The organism is Phytoactinopolyspora limicola (assembly GCF_011320225.1).
Taxonomy (GTDB): Bacteria; Actinomycetota; Actinomycetes; order Jiangellales; family Jiangellaceae; genus Phytoactinopolyspora; species Phytoactinopolyspora limicola.
This window is the reverse complement of record NZ_JAAOEN010000004.1, coordinates 53,551-79,387: the sequence shown is the minus strand read 5'-3', so window position 1 is coordinate 79,387 and position 25,837 is coordinate 53,551. Positions and strand designations below refer to the sequence as shown.

At 67.8% G+C, this 25,837-nt stretch carries 20 protein-coding genes and 1 tRNA gene; 10 read left to right on the top strand and 11 right to left on the bottom strand.

The window, feature by feature from the left end:
* Positions 1–174 precede the first annotated feature (174 nt).
* Positions 175–882 carry an IclR family transcriptional regulator gene (locus G8760_RS12025; protein WP_166351285.1) on the bottom strand — a complete coding sequence of 236 codons (708 nt, stop codon included), beginning with the start codon at positions 880–882 and terminating at the stop codon, positions 175–177.
* Between the two features lie 118 nt (positions 883–1,000).
* Between G8760_RS12025 and G8760_RS12020 the strand changes: the two genes are divergently transcribed.
* From G8760_RS12020 to fahA, 3 genes are read left to right on the top strand one after another with little or no spacing between them, the layout of a single operon-like run.
* On the top strand, positions 1,001–2,194 hold the full coding sequence (locus tag G8760_RS12020) for a homogentisate 1,2-dioxygenase (RefSeq protein WP_166351283.1): 1,194 nt from the start codon (positions 1,001–1,003) through the stop codon (positions 2,192–2,194).
* Entirely contained in the window at positions 2,191–3,150 is a 960-nt protein-coding gene (locus G8760_RS12015) for a hypothetical protein (protein WP_207782279.1), read from the top strand. The genes G8760_RS12020 and G8760_RS12015 overlap by 4 nt, the downstream gene beginning before the upstream one ends.
* A 37-nt stretch (positions 3,151–3,187) precedes the next feature.
* Positions 3,188–4,384 carry a fumarylacetoacetase gene (fahA, locus tag G8760_RS12010; RefSeq protein ID WP_166351281.1) on the top strand — a complete coding sequence of 399 codons (1,197 nt, stop codon included), beginning with the start codon at positions 3,188–3,190 and terminating at the stop codon, positions 4,382–4,384.
* Positions 4,385–4,393: 9 nt separating this feature from the next.
* Here fahA and G8760_RS12005 read toward each other — a convergent pair whose 3' ends face one another.
* Positions 4,394–4,972, bottom strand: a complete 579-nt coding sequence (locus G8760_RS12005) for a MarR family winged helix-turn-helix transcriptional regulator (RefSeq protein WP_207782278.1) — start codon at positions 4,970–4,972, stop codon at positions 4,394–4,396.
* Between the two features lie 108 nt (positions 4,973–5,080).
* On the opposite strand from G8760_RS12005, the gene G8760_RS12000 reads away from it, so the two are divergent.
* Entirely contained in the window at positions 5,081–6,043 is a 963-nt protein-coding gene (locus G8760_RS12000) for an MBL fold metallo-hydrolase (protein WP_166351279.1), read from the top strand.
* A 74-nt stretch (positions 6,044–6,117) separates the two neighbouring features.
* Positions 6,118–7,689 (top strand): FAD-dependent monooxygenase, encoded by a 1,572-nt coding sequence (locus G8760_RS11995; RefSeq protein WP_207782277.1) that lies wholly within the window; start codon positions 6,118–6,120, stop codon positions 7,687–7,689.
* 87 nt (positions 7,690–7,776) lie between these two features.
* Here the strand turns inward: G8760_RS11995 and G8760_RS11990 are convergent, their stop codons facing one another.
* Positions 7,777–8,958, bottom strand: coding sequence for a low temperature requirement protein A (locus G8760_RS11990; RefSeq protein ID WP_207782276.1), 1,182 nt, complete (start codon positions 8,956–8,958; stop codon positions 7,777–7,779).
* Positions 8,959–9,080: 122 nt separating this feature from the next.
* Here G8760_RS11990 and G8760_RS11985 point away from each other — a divergent pair, with 122 nt between their 5' ends.
* Both G8760_RS11985 and G8760_RS11980 read left to right on the top strand, forming a co-directional pair.
* Positions 9,081–9,713 (top strand): potassium channel family protein, encoded by a 633-nt coding sequence (locus tag G8760_RS11985; protein ID WP_207782275.1) that lies wholly within the window; start codon positions 9,081–9,083, stop codon positions 9,711–9,713.
* A 533-nt stretch (positions 9,714–10,246) separates the two neighbouring features.
* Positions 10,247–11,599 (top strand): M14 family metallopeptidase, encoded by a 1,353-nt coding sequence (locus G8760_RS11980; protein ID WP_166351275.1) that lies wholly within the window; start codon positions 10,247–10,249, stop codon positions 11,597–11,599.
* Positions 11,600–11,637: 38 nt separating this feature from the next.
* Here G8760_RS11980 and G8760_RS11975 read toward each other — a convergent pair whose 3' ends face one another.
* From G8760_RS11975 to G8760_RS11940, 8 genes are all read right to left on the bottom strand, one after another.
* A complete protein-coding gene (locus tag G8760_RS11975) occupies positions 11,638–14,583 on the bottom strand; it encodes an ATP-binding protein (protein WP_166351273.1) in 2,946 nt (981 codons plus the stop codon).
* Between the two features lie 100 nt (positions 14,584–14,683).
* Positions 14,684–16,507: a S8 family serine peptidase gene (locus G8760_RS11970; RefSeq protein WP_207782274.1), complete on the bottom strand. Its 1,824-nt coding sequence runs from the start codon at positions 16,505–16,507 to the stop codon at positions 14,684–14,686.
* A gap of 544 nt (positions 16,508–17,051) precedes the next feature.
* Complete coding sequence (locus tag G8760_RS11965; RefSeq protein WP_166351271.1) at positions 17,052–19,802, bottom strand: helix-turn-helix transcriptional regulator; 2,751 nt, start codon at positions 19,800–19,802, stop codon at positions 17,052–17,054.
* 118 nt (positions 19,803–19,920) lie between these two features.
* On the bottom strand, positions 19,921–20,775 hold the full coding sequence (locus G8760_RS11960) for an SMP-30/gluconolactonase/LRE family protein (RefSeq protein ID WP_166351269.1): 855 nt from the start codon (positions 20,773–20,775) through the stop codon (positions 19,921–19,923).
* 153 nt (positions 20,776–20,928) lie between these two features.
* The gene (locus tag G8760_RS11955; protein ID WP_166351267.1) at positions 20,929–21,546 is read right to left on the bottom strand and encodes an NAD(P)-dependent oxidoreductase; all 618 of its coding nucleotides are present in this window, start codon (positions 21,544–21,546) and stop codon (positions 20,929–20,931) included.
* The gene (locus G8760_RS11950) at positions 21,543–22,055 is read right to left on the bottom strand and encodes a MarR family winged helix-turn-helix transcriptional regulator (protein WP_166351265.1); all 513 of its coding nucleotides are present in this window, start codon (positions 22,053–22,055) and stop codon (positions 21,543–21,545) included. Before G8760_RS11950 ends, G8760_RS11955 begins: the two co-directional genes overlap by 4 nt.
* A gap of 74 nt (positions 22,056–22,129) precedes the next feature.
* Positions 22,130–23,152 carry an RNA polymerase subunit sigma-70 gene (locus G8760_RS11945; protein ID WP_166351263.1) on the bottom strand — a complete coding sequence of 341 codons (1,023 nt, stop codon included), beginning with the start codon at positions 23,150–23,152 and terminating at the stop codon, positions 22,130–22,132.
* Between the two features lie 184 nt (positions 23,153–23,336).
* Positions 23,337–23,423: transfer RNA gene (locus G8760_RS11940), tRNA-Leu, on the bottom strand.
* Positions 23,424–23,474: 51 nt separating this feature from the next.
* Between G8760_RS11940 and G8760_RS29840 the strand changes: the two genes are divergently transcribed.
* The 3 genes from G8760_RS29840 to G8760_RS11930 all read left to right on the top strand — a co-directional run bounded on the left by G8760_RS29840 (position 23,475) and on the right by G8760_RS11930 (position 25,803).
* Positions 23,475–23,936 (top strand): helix-turn-helix domain-containing protein, encoded by a 462-nt coding sequence (locus G8760_RS29840; protein WP_207782273.1) that lies wholly within the window; start codon positions 23,475–23,477, stop codon positions 23,934–23,936.
* Complete coding sequence (locus tag G8760_RS29835) at positions 23,933–24,241, top strand: hypothetical protein (protein WP_207782272.1); 309 nt, start codon at positions 23,933–23,935, stop codon at positions 24,239–24,241. The genes G8760_RS29840 and G8760_RS29835 overlap by 4 nt, the downstream gene beginning before the upstream one ends.
* Before the next feature lie 143 nt (positions 24,242–24,384).
* Positions 24,385–25,803: an MFS transporter gene (locus G8760_RS11930; RefSeq protein WP_166351261.1), complete on the top strand. Its 1,419-nt coding sequence runs from the start codon at positions 24,385–24,387 to the stop codon at positions 25,801–25,803.
* The last annotated feature ends 34 nt before the right edge of the window (positions 25,804–25,837 follow it).

The following is a 25,837-nucleotide window of genomic DNA, read 5'->3' as shown; positions in this document are numbered from 1 at the left end:
GGACCGTGCCTGCCCGGCTCGGACTTCGCTACCGCCAGATGGCGTTAAAGCCCGATTCCGGCGCTTAACGCCATCTGGCGGTAGCGAAGTGCGCGATGGCGCACTGGGATCTCTGGCCCTGATCCGGCGCCCCGACGCCTGGCCGCCCGGCCGAATCCGCCACCGAGGGGCAGGTCAGGGGATGAGTTTGCCGATTGTTTCGGCCGTATCCATGACGAGCCGGGCGACGTGCACCTCATCCAGCGGCTGCAACGCCACGACCCCCACGGAGGCTTCGGCGTCACCGCTGCGCGGCCGGATGGGTGCGGCCAGTCCCCAGGCGCCGCGCTGGATCTCGCCCTGGCTCACCGAATAGCCGCGCTCGCGGGCGAGTGAGATTTCGCCGCGTTCGTTCGCGCGTGGTGCGCGGGCGCTGAGGATAGCGAGCCCGGCCGAGCCGAGGGTGACCGGATGACGGGTGCCGAGGCGGTATGCGACGTGGGCGTCGGCGTGCAGCGGCTCGACCACCAGCGTGCTGACCACCTCGTCACCGTCGAGGAGCGAGAGGAACGCGGTGGCGCCGGTTTCGTCGGCCAGTTCGCGTAGCGGCGCCTGAGCCAGGGTTTGCAAGTCTGGCCGTACGGCGCCGGACAGTTCGATGATGGCCAGCCCCAGCTGGTACCGATTGTCCGGTCCCTGGGCCACCAGGCCGTGCCTGGTGAGGGTGCCGAGCAGCCGGTATACCACCGTGCGGTGCGCACCCACTGCGGTGGCCAGTTCGGTCATGGTCAGGCCGCGCGGATGCTGGGCGAGGGCTTTGAGTACCCGGATGCCGTTGTCCAGGGTCTTGGAGCCAGCCGTGGCGCGTTCCGGCTCTGGGTGGGGATCCGCGACGTCAGCCATGCTCACAACCCTTATCCCTTGACGTGTTCTGGATCACTACCTAAGGTGAAGGTGCCGAATACGCACTATACGTGCGATTATCGCTCATCTCAAATGTGTCGCTGCAAGGAGGCCGACGATGGCGTACTACCGGCATGTGGGCGATGTCCCACCCAAGCGGCACACTCAACACCGCCGCCCGGACGGCGGCCTCTACTACGAGGAACTGATGGGGGAGGAGGGCTTCTCCAGCGACTCGTCGTTGCTTTACCACCGCAACATCCCCTCCACCATCGCCGACTCGCAGGTCTGGGAGTTGCCGGACCAGACCTTGACCGCGAACCACCCGCTCAAGCCGCGGCATCTGAAGCTGCACGACCTCTTCGCCGACCAGGAGTGGAAGTCGACCGACGTGGTCACCGGGCGGCGTCTGGTCCTCGGCAACGGCGACGTCCGGATCTCCTACGTCGTCGCCGGCGAGACCTCGCCGTTGTATCGCAACGCCATCGGGGACGAAGACGTCTACATCGAATCCGGCTCCGGTACCGTCGAGACGGTGTTCGGTGCCCTCTCGGTCCGGCAGGGAGACCACGTCATCTTGCCCCGAGCCACCACCCACCGCTGGGTTCCCAACCCCGACGAGCCGCTGCGCGCCTACGTCATCGAGGCCAACTCTCACATCGCACCACCGAAGCGGTACCTCTCGCGTTACGGGCAACTCCTGGAGCATGCCCCCTATTGCGAACGTGACCTGCACGGACCAAGCGAACCTCTCCTCATGGACGGTGACGACGTCGACGTCCTGGTCAAACACCGTGGCCCGGGCGGCATCGTCGGCACCCGGTTCGTGTACCCGAAGCACCCGTTCGACGTCGTGGGCTGGGACGGCTGCCTCTACCCCTACACCTTCAACGTCGCCGACTTCGAGCCGATCACCGGACGGGTCCACCAGCCGCCGCCGGTGCACCAGGCGTTCGAGGGCTACAACTTCGTCATCTGCAACTTCGTGCCCCGCAAGGTGGATTACCACCCGTTGTCTATTCCCGTCCCGTACTACCACTCCAACGTCGACTCCGATGAGGTCATGTTCTACTGCGGCGGCGACTACGAGGCGCGGAAGGGGTCGGGTATCGGGCAAGGCTCCATCTCCTTGCATCCGGGTGGTTGGTCGCACGGGCCGCAGCCGGGAGCGTACGAGCGTAGTGTCGGCGTCGAGTACTTCGACGAGTTGGCGGTGATGGTCGATACCTTCCGGCCGTTGGAGATGGGTGAGGGCGGGTACGCCTCCGAAGACCCCGCCTATGCGTGGAGCTGGAATCGGGAGAACACGTGACCTTGCCCGGGCCAGCGACGGGGCCGACGACGGGGCCGACGACGGGCTCGGCTGCCGGACCCACGACGGGTCTGATGACCGGTCTGGTCGACGACGCCGGCCTGTTTCCGCCCACCGCGTTGACCATGGCCGACGCGGTGCAACGCCACCGCCAGGACCTCGCCCAGGCGAGCCCGGTGTTGTCCCACCGTTTTCTATGCCCGGTGTCGCGGGTGGCGGAGCTGCGTGGCGTGCTGCGCGGCGGGCTGCGCGGCGGGCCGCGGACGGAGGGCCGGATCCGGGTCGGGGTCATCGCCGACGCCGGCGCGGTCGGCCTGGGCGCGGCCGTCGCCGAGATTGCCGCCGACGCCGGACTCGAGCTGGCCGGAGTCGAGTTTCCCCTGGCCCGCGCGGGCGGTGAGCCGGTACCGGCGCCCGTTGCCGCCCTCGACGCTGCCGTTGCCGCGGTGGACGCCGCTGGGGTGCCTCCGACGGTGCCGTTGTTCGTCGAACCAGCGGTGCTGGCCGACGTCGACGCGTTGGCGCCGGCTGTCGCGGCGCGTTCGAGGCGACGTTTCGTCGGAGTGAAGCTGCGCTGCGGCGGCGTGCGCGCGGAGCTGTTCCCGTCGCCAGACGACCTGGCCGCTGCGGTGGTGGCGGCCACGCGGGCCGGCGTTGCGATCAAGGCGACGGCGGGGTTGCATCATGCCGTGCGTTATACGGACGCCAGCACCGGGTTCACCCACCACGGATATCTGAATCTGCTGGTGGCCACCGCGGAGACGGTGGTGTCCGGCGCGGAAGCGAACGACGTGGCGGCGACGTTGCGGATCGAGGAGGCAGCCGAACTGGTCCAGCGCGCCAAGGTTTTGGACGCGGACGCGGTGCGTCGGACTCGGCACACGTTCGTCAGCTACGGCTCCTGCAGCACGGCGACGCCGGCGACCGAAGCCCACGAACTCGGCCTCGCCTCCTGACCGGAGCTGGCACAACGACGATGAAGGGTAACGACGGATGACGCGGACATGGGCGCCGGTCCCAGCAGACTCTGGCTTCGGCCTCGCAAACCTGCCCTACGGTGTCTTCGCCCCACCGGGTGAGCCGCCGCGGTGCGGGGTGCGGATCGGTGATCACGTCCTCGATCTCGCCGCGGCGTTGGGTGACGACGGGTTCGCCGCGCCGTCGCTGAACGCGTTCCTCGCCCGCGGGCGGACGGCGTGGACGCAGACCCGGAACCGGATCGTCGACCTGCTGACCGACACGTCGCACGAGCCGCGCTTGACCCCGCACCTGTATCCGGTCGGCGACGTCGTCCTCCAGATGCCGTTCGGCGTCGCCGACTACGTCGACTTCTACGCCAGCGAGCACCACGCGGGCAACATCGGCCGGATGTTCCGTCCCGACGCCGCGCCGCTGCTTCCGAACTGGAAGCACCTGCCGGTCGGCTACCACGGCCGGGCCGGCACGGTGGTTGTTTCGGGCACCCCGGTGGTGCGCCCGTGCGGGCAGCGCAAGGCGCCGTCAGCTGCCGCGCCCACTTTCGGTCCGTCGGCGAAGCTGGACGTCGAGGTCGAGGTCGGCTTCGTCGTTGGCGCCTCGAGTGAGTTGGGCCGGCCGGTCCCGGTCAGCCGGTTCGCCGAGCACGTCTTCGGGGTGGTCCTGGTCAACGACTGGTCGGCGCGGGACATCCAGGCGTGGGAGTATGTGCCGCTCGGCCCGTTCCTGGGTAAATCGTTCGCGACGACGGTGTCGCCGTGGGTGGTACCGCTCGACGCGCTGGCGGCGGCGCGGGTGCCGCGACCGCCCCAGGATCCGGCGCCGCTGGAGTATCTGGCCGAAGAGGCCTGGGCGTTGGACCTGGATCTTGCGCTCGAGGTGAACGGTCAGGTGCTCAGCCGTCCGCCATATACGCGGATGTACTGGTCTCCGGCGCAGATGCTGGCCCACATGACGGTGAATGGTGCCAGTCTGCGCACCGGTGACCTCTACGCGTCGGGCACGGTGTCCGGGCCTGAACGTGAGCAGCGCGGATCGCTGATCGAATTGACCTGGAACGGCACCGAGCCGCTGACGTTGGAGGACGGCAGCACGAGGACGTTTCTCGCCGACGGCGACACCGTCACCATCAGTGGCACCGCGCCTACGGCGGATGGCGGGCGGATCAGCCTCGGTGAGGTCACCGGCCGCGTCGAACCTGCCGTGGACGGGTAGAAAGCAAGCTTAGAAGCGACGGTTGGCGCGCGTGGCCTGAGGGCCCTGGATGAGTTTGTCCAGGAGCCGATTGAACGTGGCTAGCTCATCGTCGGTCAACGTGTCGGCCCAGGCTTGTTCACGGGCGTTGTGCGCCCCGAACGCCGCGGAGATCGACGCTCTACCGGCGGTGGTCAGGCTCAGCCGCACCGAGCGGCGGTCGAGCGTGTCGCGCCGACGGCCGAGCAGCCCATCCCGTTCTAGCGTGTTGGCCAGCGCAGATACCGCGGCGCGGCTGGTGCCGGAGAGTTCGGCGGCCCGTTTGGCCTCCATCGGACCGGCCAGCCATAGGACGAACAGCAGCCGGAATCCGGGCCACGTCCACCCGCTTGGCCGGTGCACGGTGGACTCGAGGTCGTAGACAACGGTGCTGGCGAGCCGGTGCAGGGTGAGCACCATACGCATGGCGGCGGCGTCGAGGTCGGGTCGCTCCGCCGTCGCACGGCCGATGGCGTGATCGATGAACGACAGATAGTCGAGGTGGTCAGCGTCGGCGTGTCCCGGTGCCGCCTCGTCGAGGACCTCCGGGCCGTCGTCCGCGGGTTCCACGTCGATCTCCTCGTCGTTGGAAGTTCGCTCTAGTGCCGAGGTGCGGCCTGGGGTAGGCTCACGACATCCTCATTTAGTCAAACATTTAATCATCCTGAGGTGGTTGTTGTGGGTGCGAGGCCGTTCGCGTCGTCGGCGGATGTAGAAGAGAAGGAACAGACGCTGGAGGTGCTCGCCGACGGGGTCTACGCGCTGACCGCCGAGGGCGACCCCAACGTCGGCGCCGTCGAGGGCGAGGATTTCCTGGTGTGCTTCGAGGCGTTGGCGACGCCGGTCGCGGCCGGTGAATGGCTGGCCAAGCTGCGCGAATACACGGACAAGCCGATCCGGTACCTGGTCCTGTCGCACTACCACGCGGTGCGGGTGCTGGGGGCCAGTGCGTTCGACGCCGAGGTGATCGTGGCGCACGACAACACCCGGGTGTTGATCGCCGAGCGAGGGGAGCAGGACTGGGCCTCCGAGTATGGGCGGATGCCCCGGTTGTTCAAAGAGCCGGCGTCGATTCCGGGCCTCACCTGGCCGACGCTGACCTTCGATGACACGGCGACGATTCACCTGGGTGGCGATCGCGGCGTCGTCGAGCTGCGACATCTGGGCCGTGGGCATACGGAGGGTGACATCGTGGCGTGGCTGCCGCACCAGCGGATTCTCTTCGCCGGTGACCTGGTGGAGGCGCAGGCTGCGCTGTACACCGGTGACGCATTTCACCGTGACTGGTCGTCGTCGACCCTGGATCGGGTGGCTGCGCTGGACGCCGAGACCCTGGTGGGTGGACGTGGAGCCGTGGTGCGGGGTCGGGACGCGGTGGCGGCCGCGGTGGGGCAGACGCGGCATTTCCTGCAGGTGTTGCTGGCCGAGGTTGGTGCCGTGCAGGCCCGTGGCGGGACGTTGCGGGAGGCGTTCGTGGCGTGTCATGCGGCCCTGGTGGACCGTTATGGCGGATGGCCGATCTTCGAGCATTGTTTGCCGTTCGACGTGTCGCGGGTGTGGGACGAACTGGCCGGCATCGAGCGGCCGGAGATCTGGACCGCCGAGCGTGATCGCGACGTCTGGAACCAACTCCACTCATGATCATGAACACTTTGCCGTGCTATCGCACGGCAAAGTGTTCATGATCATGGGAGGGGCGCAGGAGGAGGGGCGGGGTGTTGGTAGCGATCGTCGGCAACGGACCGGTCGGGCAGACGACGGCGTTGCTGCTGGCTCGGTGGGGTGTCCCATCGGTGTTGCTCGACGGGCGGCCGGAACGTGACCCCATCGGGTCCAAGGCCATCTGTCAGCAACGCGACGTGCTCGACGTGTGGGCGTCGGTCGGCGCTGGGCGGATCGCCGCCGAAGGGCTCACCTGGACGACGGCCCGCACCTTCTACCGGGACACGGAACTGTTCTCCTACCAGTTACTCGACCCGGGCCGCTCGCCGCTGCCGCCGTTCGTGAACATCTCGCAGGCGCGCACCGAAGAGATCCTCGACGAGTGCATCGCCGCCGAGCCGCTGATCGACGTCCGGTGGAGCCACACCGTCACCGGCATCGAGCAGGACACCAACGGTGTGGAGCTACGCTGCGACACGCCGGGCGGACCGGTCGCCATCCCCGCCCCCTACGCCGTGGTGTGTGCAGGTGCCCGCTGCGATGCCCTCCGCGAGGGTCTCGGGGTCGGATTCGACGGTGCCTCGTTCGACGACCGTTTCCTCATCTGCGACATCCGGGCCGACCTGCCGGGATGGGCCAACGAGCGGCGCTTCTACTTCGACCCGGAGTGGAACCCGGGCCGGCAGATCCTCATCCACCCGTGTCCTGACTCGACGTTCCGTATCGACTGGCAGGTGCCGGGGGACTACGATCTCGCCGCCGAAGAGGCCAGCGGTGCGCTGGACCGGCGGATCCGGGCCGTCATCGGCGACCGGCCGTACGAGATCGGGTGGAATTCGGTGTACCGCTTCCACTCCAGGGTCGCCGACCGCATGCGGGTGGGCCGCGTGCTGCTGGCCGGCGACTGCGCCCACGTCATGGCGCCGTTCGGGGCACGTGGACTGAACTCCGGGGTGGGTGATGCGGAGAACGCGGCCTGGAAGCTGGCCTTCGTGCTGAACGGCTGGGCCCGTGAGACGCTCTTGGAGACCTACCACACCGAACGGCACGCCGCCGCACTAGAGAACCTCGACGTCACCACCGCCACGATGAACTTCCTCGTTCCCCATGACGACGAGCAGCGCCGCATCCGGCTGGACACCCTCGAACGCGCCGCACACGATCCACGCGCCAGGGCAGCGGTCGACTCTGGACGGCTCGCCGAACCGTTCTGGTACGTCGACTCGCCGCTGACCACGCCGGATCCGTCCCGCCCGTTCGCCGAGCGGCCCGAGCGTGGTGCCGTTCCACCAGCCGCACCCGGTGTGCTGCTACCCGACCTGCCGGTGGTCGACGACGGGCGGCCGAGGCGGCTGCGCGAGCTGGCCCGTGACGGGTTCTTGCTCCTGGCCAGCCACGGCGTGGACATCACGACGGCGCGGTCGGCGGCGGCGTCGGCCACTGGAGCAGCGGTACGGGCCGAGGTGATGAGCACCCTCGATCCGACCGGGACGCTGACCGCCACGCTCGCCGCCCGCCTGGGGGAGTTGTGGCTCGTCCGGCCCGACGCCCACATCGCCGCGGTCCTCCCGGACTCGGCTGCGGCCGGTGTCGCGGCGGCCATCAAGCAGGTATGTGGCCACTGAATCGACGGGGACGTGGCCGAGGTTAGGCACACCACGAGTGTGGTCGAGCGGGAATCCGCGGTGCGCGACTGACCTGGGCGAACCCGTCTAGAGGTCAGCATCCTCGCTGGCTCGGATTTCGCCGGTGGTGACTGCCAACACCGTCAGCACCGTGAGCGCCGAGAGCCCGAGAACGAGTGTGGACATCACCTGGCTCATCGGCGCGAGCGCGGCCAGTGCGGCTAAGGCCACCAGCCGAGATCGTGGCACCGCACCGGTGCGGGCGACATTGAAGATGATGTTGCCGACAAGATAGATCGCCGGCCCCCCGAGTACCGTGCCCACCAGTGGCCATGTGGCGTCATCCAGCGGATGCAACGTGATCTGTTCGATCCCGACGGCGACGACGATGGCTCCACCGACCATCAACGCATGTGCATAGGCGTAGGCGGTGCGCGCCATCGCGGTGGCGTTGCGCGCGTCGGGCGCCTGATGTTCGGCGTTGCCCAGGCGGAAGCTGAAGTACAGCCACCACAGCATGACAATGGTGGCGAATCCGACTACGGCCGCTGTGGTCACCGCGGTGGTCAGCTCGACCTCGGAGAGGGCGAAACCCAGAATCAGGATGGATTCGCCCAGTGCGATGATGAAAACGAGCCGGTTGCGCTCGGCAAGATGTTCTTCGGCCAGCGGCCAGTCGGACATCTGGGTCGCCCCGGCTCCAGGTAGCCAGAAGCCGATCCGAGGAGCGGCGTAGTCGACAGCGACGGCCAGCGCCCACACACCCAGGCGAGTGTCGTCGGGAACGAACACGCCGACGATCCAGATCACGCCGGCGATGGCGCTCCACGTCAGGAGCTGGGCATAGTTGCGGCCCATGACCTGGCCCCGGAAAACGGCCACCATGAAGGCACTGCGTAGCAGCTGAAAGAACACGTAGGCCGTGGCGAACAGGCCGGCCTTGTCCGCGAACGCACCCGGTATGGCGATGGCCATGCCGAGGGCGGCGAGCATCAGGACGGCCAGCAGGGCGCGCACCCCAGCGTGCTCCGGGTCGAGCCAGTTCATGGCCCACGCTGTGTAGTTCCATCCCCACCACACTGCTAGAAACAGCACGGCTGTCTCCGCTGCGCCGCGCCACGACATGTCGTGCAGCAGGTAGTGCGACAACTGGATGATGGTGAACACATAGACGAGGTCGAAGAACAGTTCGATGCCGCCAACATGGACGCTGCCGCCGAGCCGGGTTAGCCGTCGCCGGGGTGGTTCGGACGTCACGTGGTCAGACACGGCTGGCTACATTAGCAAGGTTCCGCCCGGTCAGCGCGCCAACTGGTTTCATGGAGCGCATGCAACCCGGTAGATCGCATCCAACCCGGCTGGATCGGTTCTCTCGTCGCACCACAAGTTTGGTGTCGTTGCTCGTCGTTGCGGTGCTCTTGCAATTCGGGTACCCGATCACGCTCTATGGCGAGCTGTGGACCGGCCTGTACATGATCCTCTATGCCGGCATGATCTTCTTCGGGGTTCTCGTCGTCCGCGAGGAGGGCCAGCGCGTCGGCGGGTTCCTCGTGCTCGGCTCGGTGTTCGCCGTATTCGGGATCTGGTTCGCCTTCGCGCAGCACAGCGAGCCGGTGACGCTTGCCATGCTCGGGTCGGTGGCCGCATTTATGCTGGCACTGGTGTTGTCGCTGCTGCGGTTCGTCTTCCGCCGGGGGCAGGCGGTTGGCGTCGATCTCATCGCGGCGGCGGTGTGTGTCTACATCATCATGGGTGGCTTCTTCGGTGCGGTCTTCTCGATTGTCGAGATCACTCAGCCCGGGAGTTTCGAGGATCCGACGACGCCTGGAGAATCGCCAGCATGGCAGCAGCTTGTGTACTACAGCTACGTCACCATGGCCACACTCGGGTACGGCGAGATCCTTCCGCTGACGGCCTGGGCGCGGTCGTTGGCGTCGTTCGAGACCGTCGCGGGTACGCTGTACCTCACAGTGGTGATCGCCCGGTTGGTGGGAATCTGGGCGAGTTCGCGTGACCGCCCATGATCGTGTGAGGTGGGCCCTGCCACGCCAATGGCGAGGCAGGGTTACCGCTTCGGCGGGGCGCTGGCCGTTGGCGGTGACCCTGCCGACGGCGCTGCTGGCGACGTGGGTGCCGTTGCGGTCGACGGAGTTGCCGCCGGGGGGATGAGGGCACGTGGCCCCTGCCGGATGGCGGCATCACAATGCGCCGACCTGAATACTGGAGAACCTGCGAATAGTCGCATAGTTGGTCATTTAGGGAAAACCCTCGCTTTGGCCCTGAGTTCGCCGGTCTATCCGTGGATGCCGCGCCCTTCGTAATTCATCCACCGTCGGCCGTTCGTTTAGGGCGAATCTGCGGGTCAGGGCCCTCCTGATGACGCCTGGCGGAAATCGTCGTCGCCGGATCTGTGCCGTGCGACCTGGTGCTGACTTCTCGATCTACCTAGACAAATCCGGATTGTTCACCCCGGGTAGGTCCCTGATGCTGCCGGTGTACGCCGCCCGCTCGAAACGGCCGCTATGTGGCCGGGCGGGCCGCAAGGAAGGTGATCAGCATGAGACGCATTCGCGCTCACGTCGTCGGCGCCACCATCGCAGCACTGACGTTGAGCCTGGCCGTCCCCGTGGCGGCTCAGTCCGGTCCGGACCCGAACGATGCAACCGGATCGGATGCAGGGGCCGAGTCCGAGCCGGACCGGCAGGCGTCGCCACAGCGGTACCGGGTGCTCGGCCCCGACACCAGGGAACAGCGCACCAGGATCGCGCGGACGGGGGTGGCGATCGACGAGGTCGGGGACGATCACGTCGTCGTCACCGCGCATCGGGCGGAGATCGAGGCGATCAAAGAGCTGGGGTTCACCGTCGAACTACTGCCGCAGCCGTTCGAGGGGCAGATCCAGCAGGCGCGATATCGCACCTACAGTGAGATGGTCGCCGAGCTGGAGTCAATCGCGGCGTCGTATCCTCACCTCGCACGGAAGGTGAGCATTGGGCGGTCACACCAAGGCCGGGACATCCCCGCGCTCAAGATCAGCAATAACGTGCACGTCGACGAGGATGTGCCGGAGATCCTCATCAACGGCAACCTGCATGCCCGCGAACGGCTCACCTCCGAGATGAACCTTTACCTGGCGGCCATGCTCACTGAGCAGTACGGCCGCGACCCAGCCGTGACCAGGCTCCTCGACTCCCGCGAGATCTGGATCGTGCCGATGGCCAACCCCGACGGGGTGGTCTACGACATGGTGGGGTCCGGCCGGATGTGGCGGAAGAACCGGCAGCCCAACCGGAACAGCCCGTACATCGGCACCGACCTCAACCGCAACTGGGCCCATCGATGGGGATGTTGTGGTGGGTCGTCGAACAACCCGCGCAGCGACGTCTATCGCGGAGCCGGGCCGGAGTCGGCTCCGGAGGTGCGGGCGCTGGCGAACTTCGTCCGCAGCCGGGTGGTGAACGGCGAACAGCAGATCACCGCACACATCGACTTCCACACCTACAGCGAACTCGTGTTGTGGCCGATGGGTTACACCTACAACTCGACCGGACCCGACATGAGTCCCGACGAAAACGCGGTGTTCGTGACCCTTGGCCGGGCGATGGCCCAGACCAACGGTTACCGTCCGATGCAATCCAGCGGCCTATACATCACCGACGGCTCGATCATCGACTGGATGTGGGCGAACCAGGGGATATTCTCGTTCACCTTCGAGATGTATCCGCGGCACGCCAACTTCTACCCGCCTCCGTCGGTGATCGAGCGAGAGACGGCCAGGAACCGGGCCGCGGTGCTGCATCTGATGGAGTACGCCGACTGCCCGTACCGCGCTATCGGCAAAGAGGCGCAGTACTGCGTGGCACAGGACGAGGAAGCCTCTCATCAGCGGTTGGAGCTCGCTGCCCGTTGAGCGGATGCGCCCCGCCCGTGTGTGGTCTCTCGTCGTGATCAGGGGGTGGAGGTCACCTCCGTGCGCGACCGGAGACCGAGTTTGCGCAGCACCCGGGCGACGTGTTGCTCAACCGTGCGGGGCGACAGGAACAACGCCTCCGCGATCTCCCGGTTGGTCTGCCCGAGTGCCAGAAGCCGCGCCACGTCGCCCTCGCGCGGCGACAGCTGGTCACCGTACCCGCGCCGGCCCTTCGGCGAGGCGATGACGACGCCGGCCGCCCGCAACGTCTGCCGACAGCGGCCGGCGTCGCGGGCGGCACCCAACTCGGTGAAGCGCTCCACGAGGTCCAGCAGCTCCGTCGTGGCCGACGGGTCGCCGTTGTCGAGCCGGCACCGGGCCGCCGACTCGGCAGCCCGCAGAGCCGGATACGGCCGTGGCAACGCCGCGTAGGCGACCTCCGCCCGCCCGAACGCCGCCGCGGCCGAGGCAGGTTCGGCCGCGGCGGCCGCGAACGCACCACGGCACATGTGCAACGCCGCCGCCACGAGTGGTGTGTCCTGGCCGGCCGTACCGCCGGCGAGGTCGGCGGCGATGCGCTGGGCGTCACGTGTCGCACCGGCCCGGATCAGGATGTTCACGGCCGTGGGAGCCAACTCCGCGGCCCATGGCCAGACCTGTTTGCGCTCGATGATGTCCATCGCGGCGTGGATCTCGGCCACGGCCGCGTCGATGTCGCCGCGACCCATCCGCAACCGGGCGCGGGTGGCCGCGGCGGCGGCAATGACCGGAGTCGCCGTAGCGCCGGCCTCATCGAGGCCGGCCGCGTCGAGATGTGCCTCCGCCTCCGCCCAGGCACCCTGCGTCACCGCCAGCGATCCGAGCACGAGGTGCGCCTCGGCAGCCACTCGAGCGACCCCGGCGTGGCCGGCCAGCAGGTCTCTGGCACGATCCGCCAGGCCGTGCCATTGGCCGGCCAACCAGTCCGCGCGCAGCTGGGCCGCGGTGGCCACGGCGGCGTAGTACGGCGCTGAGTGTTCCGCGGCGATCTGCCCGGCCAGCGTGCTCAACCGGCGCGCCGCCTCGTCGTGTCCCGACCAGCTGGCGCTGTCGGCCAGCTCGCAGTAGATCCACGCCGCCGCACGCTGGTCATCCGGCGTGGGCTGTCCGTCCGGCGTGCCCTGTTTGGCCAACAACCGTTCGACGTCGGGCCACACGTCGGGGTCACCGGTGGCCATCCGGACCGCCAGCGCACTGCCCTCCACTACCAGGGGTGCCGCCTCACCAGCTGGGCGGTAGCGGGCCGACGCGACGAGGCGCTGGGCGCGGGCCACCCACTGCTGGTCCTGGCTGAGCGAGACGCCGCTACGACCCGGCAGAGCGAGCGCCGCCATCGCCCGCGCGGCCAGTGCGGGCCGGTCGTCGAGCTCGTCGACGGCGCGTTCGAGTTCGGCTCGCCCCGCCGAGACGTCACTGGCCTGTTGCGAAAGGAGCAGGCCGAGGTACACCCGGATCTCCCCCCGGACCGCGGCCGGCAACCGGTGCCGGTCGACGGCCGCCCGCAGGATCGTGATGGCGCGTTCGTGTTCGAGCCCGGCCACGGCCACTCGGCCGAGAGTGCACGCCAGGTCGCCGCGGACCTCTCGGGCGGCGTCCGCCGTCGCCAAGACCCGTTCGACCAGATCAGCCAGCAGGCGGGCATCACCGCTGGCCACCCCTTCAGCCGCGGCTGCTGCAACGTACCGTGACCACGCCGGTGCGTCGGCGGACCGCTCGGCGTGGTGCGCCAGCCGCAGCCACTCCTGCGGGTGTTGCCGGACTAGGTGCTTGAGCGCACGCTGGTGCAGGGCCCGTCGATCTGGTCCCGGGATCGCATCGTAGACCGCCTTGCGGGCCACGCCGTGCCGGAACGTGTAGCGTCCTTCGCCAGCTTCGTGCAACAGCCCTGCCGTCAACGCGGTACGTAACGCCATGGCCACACCGCCGGGTTCAGCGGCGCTGCCGGCCACCGCGCCCAGGAGGTCTTCGGAGACAGCGGATTCGAGGACGGCGGCGGCACGCACCACGTGGGCCGCGGCCTCGTCGAGCATCGTCAGGCGCTCGGCCGCCCAATCGCGCAGTGCGACGGGAACGGGGAGATCCCACCGGGGGTCAGAGGTGCCCGGAACTGGACTGGCCGGGACCGGCGGGGGCGGTGCGGGCAGGGAACGGACCACCTGTTCGACGAGGTAGGGAATCCCACCGGTGTGAGCGTGGATGGCGTGGGCGACCGGCGTCGCGAGACCTGGGACGCCGAACTCGGCCGCCGCCAGGGCACCGGTCTCGCCAGCATCCAGCGGGCCCAAGGAGAGCACCACGTGGGCTGTGTCCGGGCCCGGCCGCAGCGTCCGGCCGAGGGGGACCCCCGGCGGGTGCGGGACGTCGCGTCGGCGGGTGAGTACCAACGACAACGTTCCCGGCAGATCGGCGGCGAGGAACCGGATGAGATCGACGGTATCGGAATCGGCCCAGTGCAGATCCTCGATCACGAGGACGGCGGCGCCGGATGCGGCCAGCAACTCGCGTAGCGCTCGGAACAGGCGATGGCACTCACCCCCGGAGCCGAGCGCCGTTGGAACCGGAGCGGGCAGGATCGCCGCCAGCTCAGGCAGGTAAGGATGCAGGGCACCACAGACCGGGTTCAGCCGCTCCGGCCGTGGAATGGTGAGTCGGCGAGCGACGTCGAGGACCGGTCCGTACGGAAGCGGACTCCGGGTCGGCAGGCACCTAGTGACGAGGCACGGACCACGCACACCGGGGCCGGCCTCGTGAAGGGCATCGTGGATGAGCCGGCTCTTGCCCACGCCGGCCTCGCCGTCGATCACGGCCAGGGCTGGTGGATGCCGCAGCGCGTAGACCAGATCGCTCAGCTCGTCTTCCCTCCCGACCAGCGGTGTTGGATACGCCGGCCGGACTGGTCCGGGTTGATGGACAGGATGGACTGGATATACCGGGGTGGTGACCATGGCGTGCTCCGAGGTGTCGGTGTTGGTCTGAGATGCCGACGTAGGCGTGTGGACCCCGCTGGCGTCAGCGGGGTCCACACGCGTGGGATGGGCAGAAGCACTAACCCACGGTCGAAACCGGTTTGGTGATCGTGCCGGTTGCTCCGGTCGAATCGGTGACGGTCAGTGTCACGTCGTAGGTGCCGGGGCTGCTGAAGACGTTGAAGACCATCCACCCTTCACCGGTGTTGCCGTCGCCGAAGTTCCAGTTGTACGAGACGATGGGGTGGTCACCGGAGGAGCGGTATCCGTCGAAGTAGCAGACCGTCGACGTCATGCAGCCGTAGGTGAAGTCGGCTTGTGGTCCGTCTGGGTCGTCGCCCGTCACCGTCAGCCGGAACGTGGCGTTGCGATCCACTTCCGTGCCGTCGCCGTCGATGCGGACGTTGTACGTGCCGGTTGGTGTGCTGGCGCTGGTGGAGATGGTCAACGTGGCCGACTGCCCGGACTGGATGCTGGACGGGTCGATGTCGGCGCTCGCGCCGGCGGGCAGGCCGCTCGCCGACAGGGTGACCTGTTGGGGGTCGCCACTGGTCACCTGGGTGTTGATGGTGGCGGTGACCGAACCGCCCGGTTCTACGGCGCCCGATCCCGGACTCACCGTCATGCTGAAGTCGTCGTCGTCCGGTGGTTCCCCACCCTGAATGAATCCGGTGTAGAGGAGCCGGTTGGGGGAACCGGCACCGGGGTTGGTGACGACGCCGGTGGTGGCGTTGTTCACGAGTGCGGCTTTGACTTGTTGGGCGGTGGCGTTGCGGTTCTCGCTGAGGTACAGGGCAGCGGCACCGGCGACGTGGGGTGCGGCCATGGAGGTGCCGCTAATGGTGTTGGTGGCGGTGTTGCTGGTGTGCCAGGCGGCGGTGATGCTGCTGCCGGGGGCGAAGATGTCCAGGCAGGTGCCGACGTTGCTGGCCCAGCCGGGATGAACCGAGCGGCCGTCGCTGGACTGGGTGGAGCCGACGGTGATCGCCTCCGGGGTCCGGGCCGGCGTGAAGTTGCACGCGTTCACACCACTGTTGCCAGCGGCGATCGAGTACTGGAAACCGGCGTTGATGGACCGGCGGACGGCGTTCTCCAGCGACGGCTGCGAACCGCTGCCGCCGAGGCTCATGTTGACGACGGCGGGGCGCTGGCCGTTGGCGGTGACCCAATCGACGCCACCGACGATGCCATCCCACGAGCCGCTGCCGTCGCAACCGAGGACCCGTACGGCGACGGTGGAGGCCCGCTTGGCGACCCCGTAGGCGCTGCCGACGGCGCTGCTGGCGACGTGGGTGCCGTGGCCGTTGCAGTCGACGGAGTTCCCGCCGGGGGTGATGAAGTCGCGGCCGCCACGGGCGCGGTTGCCGAAGTCTTGATGGGTGTGCCGGTTGCCGGTGTCGAGCACGTAGACGGTGACACCCGTGCCGGCACTGGTCGGGTAGGTGAACCTGCGGTCGAGGGGAAGGTTGCGTTGGTCGATGCGGTCGATGCCCCAGCTGGGTGGGTTCGGTTGGGTCTCGTTGGCGATGCGGGCCATGCCCACCGCCTCGACCGATGCGACCCTGGAGTCGGCGGCCAGTTCCAGCGCGGCGTCCTCCGTGGTCTCCAGGGAGAACCCGGTCAATGCGGCATGGTAGACGAAGCGGACGTCGCCGCCGTACTCGTCGATCAGCGCGTCTGCCGCGTCGTTGACGTCGTCCTCGGACTGGGTTCCGGGTTCCTCGACGAGGTTGACGATGTAGACACCGGGGATCCGATCGGGTTCGTCGGCGGCGAGGATCTCGACGTCGTCGTCTGTTGCGCTGGTCGCGTGGGCCGGGCCTAGGGGGGACATCCCAAGGGCCAGTGCGGCACCGACTGCGACCGTTCCAGCGGCAAACCGCCGGACATGGGGTTTGCCCATGTCGGTTTCACCTCCTGTATCGGGGCCGGTGCGGCCCCGGCGACGGGTACGACGGTCCGGCTCGTGACCGACCGCCTTGATGGGGTATCGAGACGGTATGGCCGGCGAGCGAGGGGGACGTACAGGGAAAACCCTTGCTAGAACCCTGAGCCGGGCTCGGGATGCTTGGTGCGGCGCCGTCGATCCGGATGCGTGGGCCCCGCCGTGACGACGGGGCCCACGCGTTTCGGGGATGGAAAGTTGATTGTCCTTAGAGCTTCCGCCAGCATCTATTGGCGGAAAGCTCCCAGCCGACGGTTACCGGTTTGGTGATGGTGCCGGTTGTTCCGCTGGTGGAGATAGTGAGTGTCGCCGACGCACCGGACTCGATGGTGGAGGGGTCGATGTCGGCGCTAGCGCCGGCGGGCAGGCCGCTCGCCGACAGTACCGGGAAACCCTCGTTTCAACCCTCGACATTGAGGACGGGCCAAGGGGCCAGGAGCTCGTCTCCTCTACTCCCGGTGATCGTTGCCGGGAGTAGAGGGCGGGGCGTCAACCGGCGGGCTCAGGGCAGGTAGCGGCTGAGCTGGGCGCGCGACCGGATGCCGAGTTTGCGGTAGATGCGGGTGAGGGTGCCTTCAACCGTCTTCACACTCACCCCGAGTGAACTCGCCGCTTGACGGTTGCTGGCGCCATCGCGGATCAGCTCGGCCAACCGGGCTTCCGACGGGCTGAGCTCAGGATGCCTCGAACCGGCCCCTGGGGCAGCAGGTCCACCGGCGGAACCAGCGTCGAACCCGAACCCGAGCCGACGGGTCTCGGCCGCGACCAACAGCAACCACGGCCGGGCATCACAGCCGGTGAACACCTGCTCGGCCTGGTTCAGCAGCTCCCGCGCGGTAGACCGGCGGCGCAGCCGGCGGTAGACCCCGGCGGTGGTCAACAGGGCGCGGCCATGTTCGATGGCCAAGCCACGTTCCTCGAAACCGTCGGCGGCCTGCTGGAGCAGGTCCAGTGCACCGTCGTGTTCATGAATCGCGATCCGGCAGGCGGCTTCGGCGAGGTCGAGCCGGGGGAGTACGTTGTCTCGACCCAAACTGATGGCGGTTTTGCGGGTGGTGGCGACAAGTTCCTGGGCGGCGTCGACCTCACCGCTGGCGGCCAGCGCTTCGGCCAGCTCGCTCGGCCACGGAAGCACCGACGGGTCGATGGTTCCGCTGGCCAGCTCCAAGCGTTCCGCCTCGCGCAGGCACCGGACGGCTTCGTCGACGTCTCCTTTGAGGAGCCTGGCTCGGCCCAGCACATACAGATTGCGAGCGGTGAAGATGACGTCGTTGTCCTCCCGGGCGGTGTGCAGGCCCTGGGTGGCGAAGCCGAGGGCCCGGTCGATGTCGCCGGCGTCGCATTCCACCAACCCCGCCGAATACCAGCTCGGGCCCGGGGAAAGGTCGGAGCCGGCCAGTTTGGTGAGGAACTCGTCGCGGTGCTCTCGTGCCATGGCGCACCGGCCGGCCCGGACCTCGACCTCGGCGAGGTTGCGCAGCACCTCCAGCAGCGACTTGACGTCGCCGTTGCGCCGAGCCATCGGGAGAAGTGCGCCGAACTGTTGCCGGGCGGCGTCGAGCCGGTCGTCGAAGAGGGCATCGCGGGCCCGGGCGAACCGGGGCGACGCGGGAATCTCGACGTCGGGGGTGGTCTCCAGCGACTCGGCGCGGATCAGCGCGTCTTCGACCCCGTCCCGCCCCAGGTAGCGCAGGATGCGCGCCATCAGGGCGTATGCCTGCATCTCGGTGAAGGTATCGGCGCCCTCCCGAGCGTGCTGGACGGCTTGCCCGGCGAGGTCGAGAGTGGCTTGCAGGTCGCCGTCGCTGACGTTGGCCCGCCAGGCTCGCCAGAGTGTCAGCTGGGCCTTGAGGAAGGGGTCGACGCCGTCCTCGGCGGCGGCTTCGGTGAAGACGTCGTGCACCTTCGTGAAACCTTGCCCGACCGAGTTGATCACGGCGAGGAAGGTGCGCAGCCGGTGCGACGGGTCGGTCGCCATCGACAGCACCTTGTGTGCCGCTCGTTGGACGAGGCCGTATCTGCCGGCCCAGCTCGCGTGTTGAGTAGCTTGGACGAGCCGCTCGATCAGCGCGTCATGGTCGGAATGTGGAGTGTGGTCAGCAGCGAGGAGCGCCAGCTCGGCCGCGAGCAGCGCGGATCCGCGCTGGGCGGCGGTAGCGCAGGCCGCGTCCAACTCCGTGAGCAGCTCCGGTGCTGGGCTGCGGGCAGCGTTGGCCCGGTGCCGGAGGGCTACCACCGGATCCGTCTCTGCCTCGGCGAGGAGTTCGTGAGCGCGTTGGCATTCCGGTGTTGGGGTGTCGGTGATCAGGGCTTCGACCGTGGCGTCGGCGGTGAACTGAATCTCGCCGGTGGTGTTCTGCCGGATCAGACCGAGCACGGCTGCCTCGAGGAGATCTTCCATGGCGCTGTGCCGGCCGGCCCGTTGCAGGAGCGGGGGTGACGGTTTGACGGCGAGCGCCGCGAACAACAGGGTTTCCCGGGATCTGGCCGACAGCGCGGACAGGTGCTCCCGAGTGAGTGCCGCGGCCGGAGGTGGAAGCGCCGGCATCGACGCGGCATCGTGGAACGCCGATCCGGCGGCCGCCCCGATCCGGGCGGCCAGGTCGGGCGACCCGCCGCTTCGACGGTGCACCTGTAGAACAACCTGGCCAGGCAGTCTCAGGGGTGCCAACAGCTCGGCCACCTCGGCCATGGTCCAGGCCGGGATCGGGGCATCGTGATCGCCGGACAGGTCGAGGCGGTGGGCAAAACCTGGGCTACGCGCCGTCGCGAGGAGGTGCAGTCGGTCCGCGGGGACATGACGTAGCACGTGTCCGAGGAGGTCGAGTGAGGCATCGTCGGCGTCGTCGATGGAGTCGACGGCTAGGAGCACCGGATCGGGGCCGGCTAGTCGGGCAAGCACGTCGCGGACCGCGAGCCGCAGCGCCGTAGGGTCCGGTGTGTCGTCAGCTTGGTCCCAGCGCAGGACACTGGCCAGCGCGGCGCGCCGGGGCCCGGGGAGTTCGGCCACACACGCGGGTGGCAGGCCGTCCAGCAGTTCGGCGAGGGTGGAATAGGCCTCCGGCTCACCCCGCGGGTAGGCCCGCAGAACCTGTGTTTCGGGGAGGGCGCGCAGGAGTTGGTCGAGTAGGACGGTCTTGCCGATGCCGGCCGGGCCGGTGCAGACCACTCGCCCCAACGTCTCGAACGCAGTGTGGAGATCGGACAGCACAGCAGCGCGGACAACCGGGGCGGTGCACGTGGTGTGCCTCATCGCACCTCACTACCGAATTGTCCTCATGTCTAGCACTTTGTCTAAAACTTCGTCGCGTGCATAGTACCGGAGGATCTGCATGGATGTATGTGTATGCAGATGTACGTGCGGTGCAATGTCAGGTTTGTCGGACACGCTGGCCGCTGGCACCGTCGAAGACGTCGTCGATCACCGTGATGTGCCACCGCCCGAGATTGCTGGTGAACAGCTGGTCGCCGCGGACGGCGACATTGGCGGGATGACACAACAAGTGGGCTGTTGGATCGGTGAGCACGGTGCTGACCTGTCCGGTGGATGGGTCGACGCGCAGAACCTGGCTAGGTTCATAACAGCCGACGTAGAGCATGCCGTCCGGGCCGACCGCGATCCCGTCGGGAACAGTGCCACGTAAGGTGGCCACCGGCTCCGGGCGGCCGGCCGTGCCACCCGCGGTGATAGGAATACGGGTGATAACCGGCCCGAACGACTCCACCACGAGAAGCGCATAACCCTCGGCGCTCAGGGCGAGGCCATTGGCGAAATTGAGTGGGCCGGAGAACCACAGCTCGGTGGTGCCATCGGGGTGGATCCGGTAGATACCGGGCCCCGGCTCACCGGCAACGTTGCTGTCGGACACGTAGAGACTTCCGTCTGGAGCGACGACGGGAAAGTTGGGCGCGACGAAGGGCCGGCGTGGCGCGCCATCACTGTGGCGGCGCACGGCTCCGGTGGTGGTGTCGATCCGGAACACCGCTCGGTGGCGGACGTCGCAGGCGTAGAGGTCACCCTCCGCGCCGAAGGCGATGCCGAGAATGAAGCCGTCGGTGGTGGCGACCTCGTCCATGGCGCTGCCGTCCGCGGCGATCCGGAAGATCTGGCCACGCTCGCCGCCGCACCAGACGCTGCCGTCGGGGTGAATAGCGACACCTTCGGGGTGGTCGAGCTGCGGGCGGGTGAGGGTGCCGTCGTAGAAGACCCGCCCGCTGGCCGTCATAGGGCCGCTCCGGTGGTGGTCATGCTAATCCTCCCAGCGTACGGGGCGGGCGAGGTTGCCGGCCCGATGTCGGATTCGGCCAGGATGGCGCACCGAGCGCCATTCGCTCACCGTACCCTTGTGATGGCTTGCTCGGTACCCGCCGCGGACCGATCAACGCATGCCGGTCGCGTTGACGGCGGTCTGGGTCGCGGCTGGATCCTCGATGACGTCGAGTAGCAGGATGGCCGCGTCGGCGCGGGTCATCGACCGGGGCTTGGAGAGTAGGTCGCGGCTGGTGTGCAGCCGCCCGGTAGCTGGCTTGTCCGTGAGCATGTTGAGGCGAACGATGGTCCAGTCGAGGTCGCTCGAGCGCACGATCTCTTCCATCGCGGCGTCGTCGGCGTAGGAGTCAGCCAGGATCCGACGCAGGACGGCTACCAGTAGGCGCGGGCGGTCAGCGACCCTCGGGTAGGCGCTGGTGACGACCAACCGGCCAACACCCTGCGCTTTCATGACACTCGTGACCGTCTCGGCCACCGCCGCGGTGTGGTGTGGCCCCTTGCGTCCCGGCGGCGAGACGATCGAGATGACCGCATCGGCGCCGGTGACAGCCGTCTCCACCACCGTGGGGTCGCGTCCGTCTCCGCTCACGACACGGGCGAGTCCGGATAGGTCGTCCAGCGCATCGGGCCGGCGAGTGCAGGCGGTGATCTCATGTCCGCGGCGGATGCCGTCGGCGGCGACGAGTCGGCCGGTTCGTCCGGCGGCCCCGAAGACGGTGATTCTCATGGGTGTGGCTGTCCTTTCGCTGGGGCACCGGCTGTGTCCGGGGGTGCGTCGGCACTGAGTGGCTGATGGAGGAGGGTGTGCAGGAGGTTGCCCAGCTGGTGGCGGGTGGCGTCGTCGGTGCCGAGTGCCGCCAATCGTCGTTCCTCGAGCCGGCTGACGATGGCGCGCGCCTCGTCGAGCACGGCCTGTCCGTTGGTGGTGAGGGTGAGTTCGCGTGCTCGTGGGTCGTCCGCCTTGGTCTGGCGGGCGATGAGGCCGGCCTGCTCGAGCGCTCGGGCCAGCTTGGAGACGAACATCGGCTCGAGGCCGCTGAAGTCAGCTAGTTCGCGCTGGGTAGGGAGTCCGCCGGACTGGGAGAGGCCGTGTAGTGAGGCCATTAGCGCGTAGCGCGCCGACGTCAGGTCGAACGGCTCGAGCGTGCGGTCGAGTTCTGTCCGCCATTTGATGCTCAGGCGCCATACGAGGTAGCCGATGCTGGGCCAGGTGGCGGTAGTTGGATCGGCGTTCATGGCCATAATATACATGGTTACTGTAAGCATGTATATGGTTGGTTGATGACGCGGAACGGTGCTCCGAGAACTGATCAGCCGGCAGGCAAGGCGTCCGGCAGGCCGAACGCCGGAAAGAGGGCGGGGTCGTGAAACGCGACCATCTCACGAATGCGGCCACCGCGTACGTCGAGCACCGACACCGCAAGAGGGTGGTACGCGGCGTCGTCGTGCCTTCGAACATAGGCCGCGGCGGCCGGCTGGCCGTTGGCGGCGGTAGGCACCATACGAAACTCGCCGACGTAGTCCGGCGACGAGGGGTCCCAGCTCTTGGCCAGCGCCGCCAGGATGTGATCCCGGCCGCGGAACCAGAAGGTGAACGGCGGCATCGACGCCTGGACGTCCTCGGCGAGCACCGCGGCGATCGCGGCGAGGTCCCCCTGGCCGACCGCCGTCATGTAGCGGTCTAGTACGGCACGTTCGTCGTCGTTCGGCGGATTTCCCGGCTCCCAGGCATCATGGCGGTCGGGCACGCTCTTCCGGAGTGTGGCCCGAGCCCGGGCCAGGTGACTGTTGGCTGCCGCCACCGTGAGGCCAAGTAGTTCAGCTGTGTCTTTGGCTGGCCATCCGAGAACATCGCGTAGGAGCAGTACGGCGCGGGGCCGCGGTGCCAGGTGCTGGATGGCGGCCAGGAACGCCAGCTCGATCGTCTCCCGAGCGACGACGGCTGCCTCGGGCTCGGCCTCGCCATCATGAGCCGGCTGCCACAGTCGGTCGGGCAAGGGCTGCAGCCACGCCACGTCGGTTGACGGCGGGCCGGGGACGTTGGGTGCCGAGAGGTCATACGGCAGTACTCGTCGGCGGTGGGCGGAGGCGAGAGTATCGAGACAGGCATTGGTAGCTACCCGGTACAGCCAGGTACGCAGCGACGATCGGCCCTCGAAGGTCCCGACGCTCCGCCACGCCCGCACGAACGTCTCCTGCACCAGGTCCTCGGCGTCGTCGAGCGAACCCGTCATCCGGTAGCAGTGGACGAGCAACTCGCGACGATACCGCTCGACCACCGCGGCGAACGCCTGCTTATCGCCTGCCCGCGCCGCAGCCACGACCTCGTCCACACGACGTCCTTTCACGGCAACCGGCCGTCTGGCCCGGCCGCACGACGCCACTGAGAATACGCTTGGTGGGTCAAGATCAACATGGTTGCGGCGCTATGTGGTTCGGCCATGGACGGCTTGCTGAGTGCTCCAGCGGAGCCGGCGACCCTGTCGGTGCCGGCGGCTAGCGTGTCTTCAAGGTTGATGGTGCCCGAGGCGGGACTCGAACCCGCAAGCCCTTACGGACAATGGATTTTGAATCCATCGAGTTTGCCAATTTCTCCACTCGGGCGTCATGTCCAAGCCGACGGCTCCAACATGGACACCGGAAAGGATAGCGTGGATGCGGACGCCCGATGAAGTCGCCCTCGTTAATGACCTCCGGGTGCGAGGTATGACGAACGCTGAGATCGCCCGCTACACCGGCATTCCGTACCGGACGGTGGCCCGGTGGGTGTCAGGCACAGTGCCGGACTTCGAGGCCCGTCGCCGTGGCCGGAGCGGGAAAAATGGCTACGCGTGCCCGATATGTGCGAACTGTCACGAGGCTCTGCCTCAAGCGCACTACGTGTACCTTCTGGGGCTCTATCTCGGTGACGGTTGTGTGTATCGAGGTCCGAAGGGTGTCTACCGGTTGGGAATCTTCTGCGACGACAAGTATCCGAAGCTGGCGGAACTGTGCCAGGACGCTATGGCAGCCGTGCTCCCAACCAAAGTGGGCCGGGTGCGCAAGCGGGGTTGTACTGAGATCCGTCGTACTCGAAGCATTGGCCGTGCCTGTTCCCGCAGCACGGTCCAGGGGTGAAGCACACCCGGAAGATCGAGTTGGCGCAGTGGCAGCAAGAATTGGTGGATCAGGATCCGCGTCCGCTGCTGCGCGGCTTGATCCACTCGGACGGTTGCCGCGCGCTCAACCGGGCTTACGGGACCAAATACCCGCCCTATCCGCGCTACGAGTTCACCAACGCCTCGGCCGACATCCGGACCATCTTTACCCGGGCCTGCGATGCCATCGGGGTGGAGTGGCGGCCTAGCCGGCCGAGGGTGATCTCGGTGGCTCGCCGTCCCAGCGTGGCCATCCTCGACTCGTTCATCGGCCCGAAGGCCTGAGCGGGCACAGCCCAGAAGGGCAGAAGCGGCGAGGAAATCCGCACAGAGCTCGGGGGAAGGCGAGACGTCGGAGAATCCTCTCGGGATAGCGGCCGACTCCCTGGCACGCGACCACCGTGCCGCACCACCGGGCAGGAACTGACATGACAGACCAGCACACCTCAGTCGCCCCTTCCTCCAGTGCCCCGAACCCGTCGAGCCGAGCATGGCGGGAGTTGTTCCACGGGGCGCGGGGGCAGCTGGCTCTCGGGTTGCTCCTGATGCAGTTCACCACTGCCATCGGGGTGTTCACCCTGTCCACGATCATGCCAAGCGTGGCCGCGGAGTTCGATGGCCAGCGGTGGTACGGCTTCGCCACGTCGTCAGTGTTGCTCGCCACCATCGTGACGGTGCCCATGGCTGGGCCGCTCATGGCTCGATTCGGACTGCGCCGAACTATGTACGTCGCCACTCCGGTCTTCGTGCTGGGTCTGCTTGGTGCGGCACTTGCGCCTACTATGTGGGCGTTTGTCGTCGGGCAGCTCATCCGTGGCGCGGCGGGATCGGTGCTTGGTGTGCTCAGTCTCAGCGCCATGGTGTCCGCCTTCGCCCCTCATCTGCGGTCGCGGATGATCGCCCTGAGTTCGAGTATGTGGATCGTGCCGGCGCTGGTGGGGCCCGCGTACGCCGCACTCGTCTCGTCCGCCTTGGGCTGGCGCTGGGCACTGCTGATCCTGGTGCCGCCGATGCTGGCCGCCCGAGCCTTGGTGGCCAAGCGGCTTGGCGCCTACCCACCGTCGGTCTCCGGGCCGCAGGGTTTGCCGTTGCGTCGAGCCGGGCTGCTGGCGATCGGTGTGCTCTGCGTGCTCGCAGCCAGTGGATCACTTGCGGGGTGGGGTGCGGTAGCGCTCGCCGTTGGGATCGGCTTGACGGTGGTCGCGCTGAAAGGGCTCTTTCCGCCGGGCACGTTCCGCGCACAGACCGGTACACCAGCGGCGATTCTGGCAATGCTCCTCTTGTCTTTCGCGTTATATGGGGCGGAGAGCATCGTCACGTTGATGGCCGTGGCGGATCTCGGCACGTCGCTTCTGCAAGCCGGGCTAGCCTTGACCGCCGGGGCAGTGTGCCGCTCGATGGCCAGCCTCTTGCAGCCCCGTCTGCTGGAGTATCGGCGCTTTGGGTTCCGTCGCACAGCAGGACTCGGTGCCGTCCTCGTGATGGCAGGACTTGTCGTGCTTCTGATCAATCTCCTGGGGGACCACTCGCCGACGGCGACGGTGACGCTGTTGTGGATGTCATGGGCCATCGGCGGGTTTGGCATGGGTCTGTGTTACGCACCGATCACCTTGGCTGCCTTTGACAGCAGCGACGAGGGACAGGCGACGAATCAGGCGACGTCGGTGACCCTGGCTGAGACGACAGGCGCCTTGCTGGGGATGGCGGTGGCAGGTGTTCTGCTGCGGGCAGAAGCTGAAGGTGGCGGCTTGACGGGAGCCACGAGCGTGCCCTACATCCTGTTCACGGCCTGTATGGTGCCGGTGATTCTGGCCGCATGGCGCCTCAACCAGCGAGCAGCTGATTGATCGATATGTGAGCAACTCCTAGACTCGCGGCTGT

Bases quoted from the DNA above. Each gene is read 5' to 3' on its own strand.
- G8760_RS12025 (WP_166351285.1), bottom strand. From the start codon at position 882: ATGGCTGACGTCGCGGATCCCCACCCAGAGCCGGAACGCGCCACGGCT.
- G8760_RS12020 (WP_166351283.1), top strand. From the start codon at position 1,001: ATGGCGTACTACCGGCATGTGGGCGATGTCCCACCCAAGCGGCACACT.
- fahA (WP_166351281.1), top strand. From the start codon at position 3,188: ATGACGCGGACATGGGCGCCGGTCCCAGCAGACTCTGGCTTCGGCCTC.
- G8760_RS11980 (WP_166351275.1), top strand. From the start codon at position 10,247: ATGAGACGCATTCGCGCTCACGTCGTCGGCGCCACCATCGCAGCACTG.
- G8760_RS11975 (WP_166351273.1), bottom strand. From the start codon at position 14,583: ATGGTCACCACCCCGGTATATCCAGTCCATCCTGTCCATCAACCCGGA.
- G8760_RS11970 (WP_207782274.1), bottom strand. From the start codon at position 16,507: ATGGGCAAACCCCATGTCCGGCGGTTTGCCGCTGGAACGGTCGCAGTC.
- G8760_RS11965 (WP_166351271.1), bottom strand. From the start codon at position 19,802: ATGAGGCACACCACGTGCACCGCCCCGGTTGTCCGCGCTGCTGTGCTG.
- G8760_RS11960 (WP_166351269.1), bottom strand. From the start codon at position 20,775: ATGACGGCCAGCGGGCGGGTCTTCTACGACGGCACCCTCACCCGCCCG.
- G8760_RS11955 (WP_166351267.1), bottom strand. From the start codon at position 21,546: ATGAGAATCACCGTCTTCGGGGCCGCCGGACGAACCGGCCGACTCGTC.
- G8760_RS11950 (WP_166351265.1), bottom strand. From the start codon at position 22,055: ATGAACGCCGATCCAACTACCGCCACCTGGCCCAGCATCGGCTACCTC.
- G8760_RS29840 (WP_207782273.1), top strand. From the start codon at position 23,475: ATGCGGACGCCCGATGAAGTCGCCCTCGTTAATGACCTCCGGGTGCGA.
- G8760_RS11930 (WP_166351261.1), top strand. From the start codon at position 24,385: ATGACAGACCAGCACACCTCAGTCGCCCCTTCCTCCAGTGCCCCGAAC.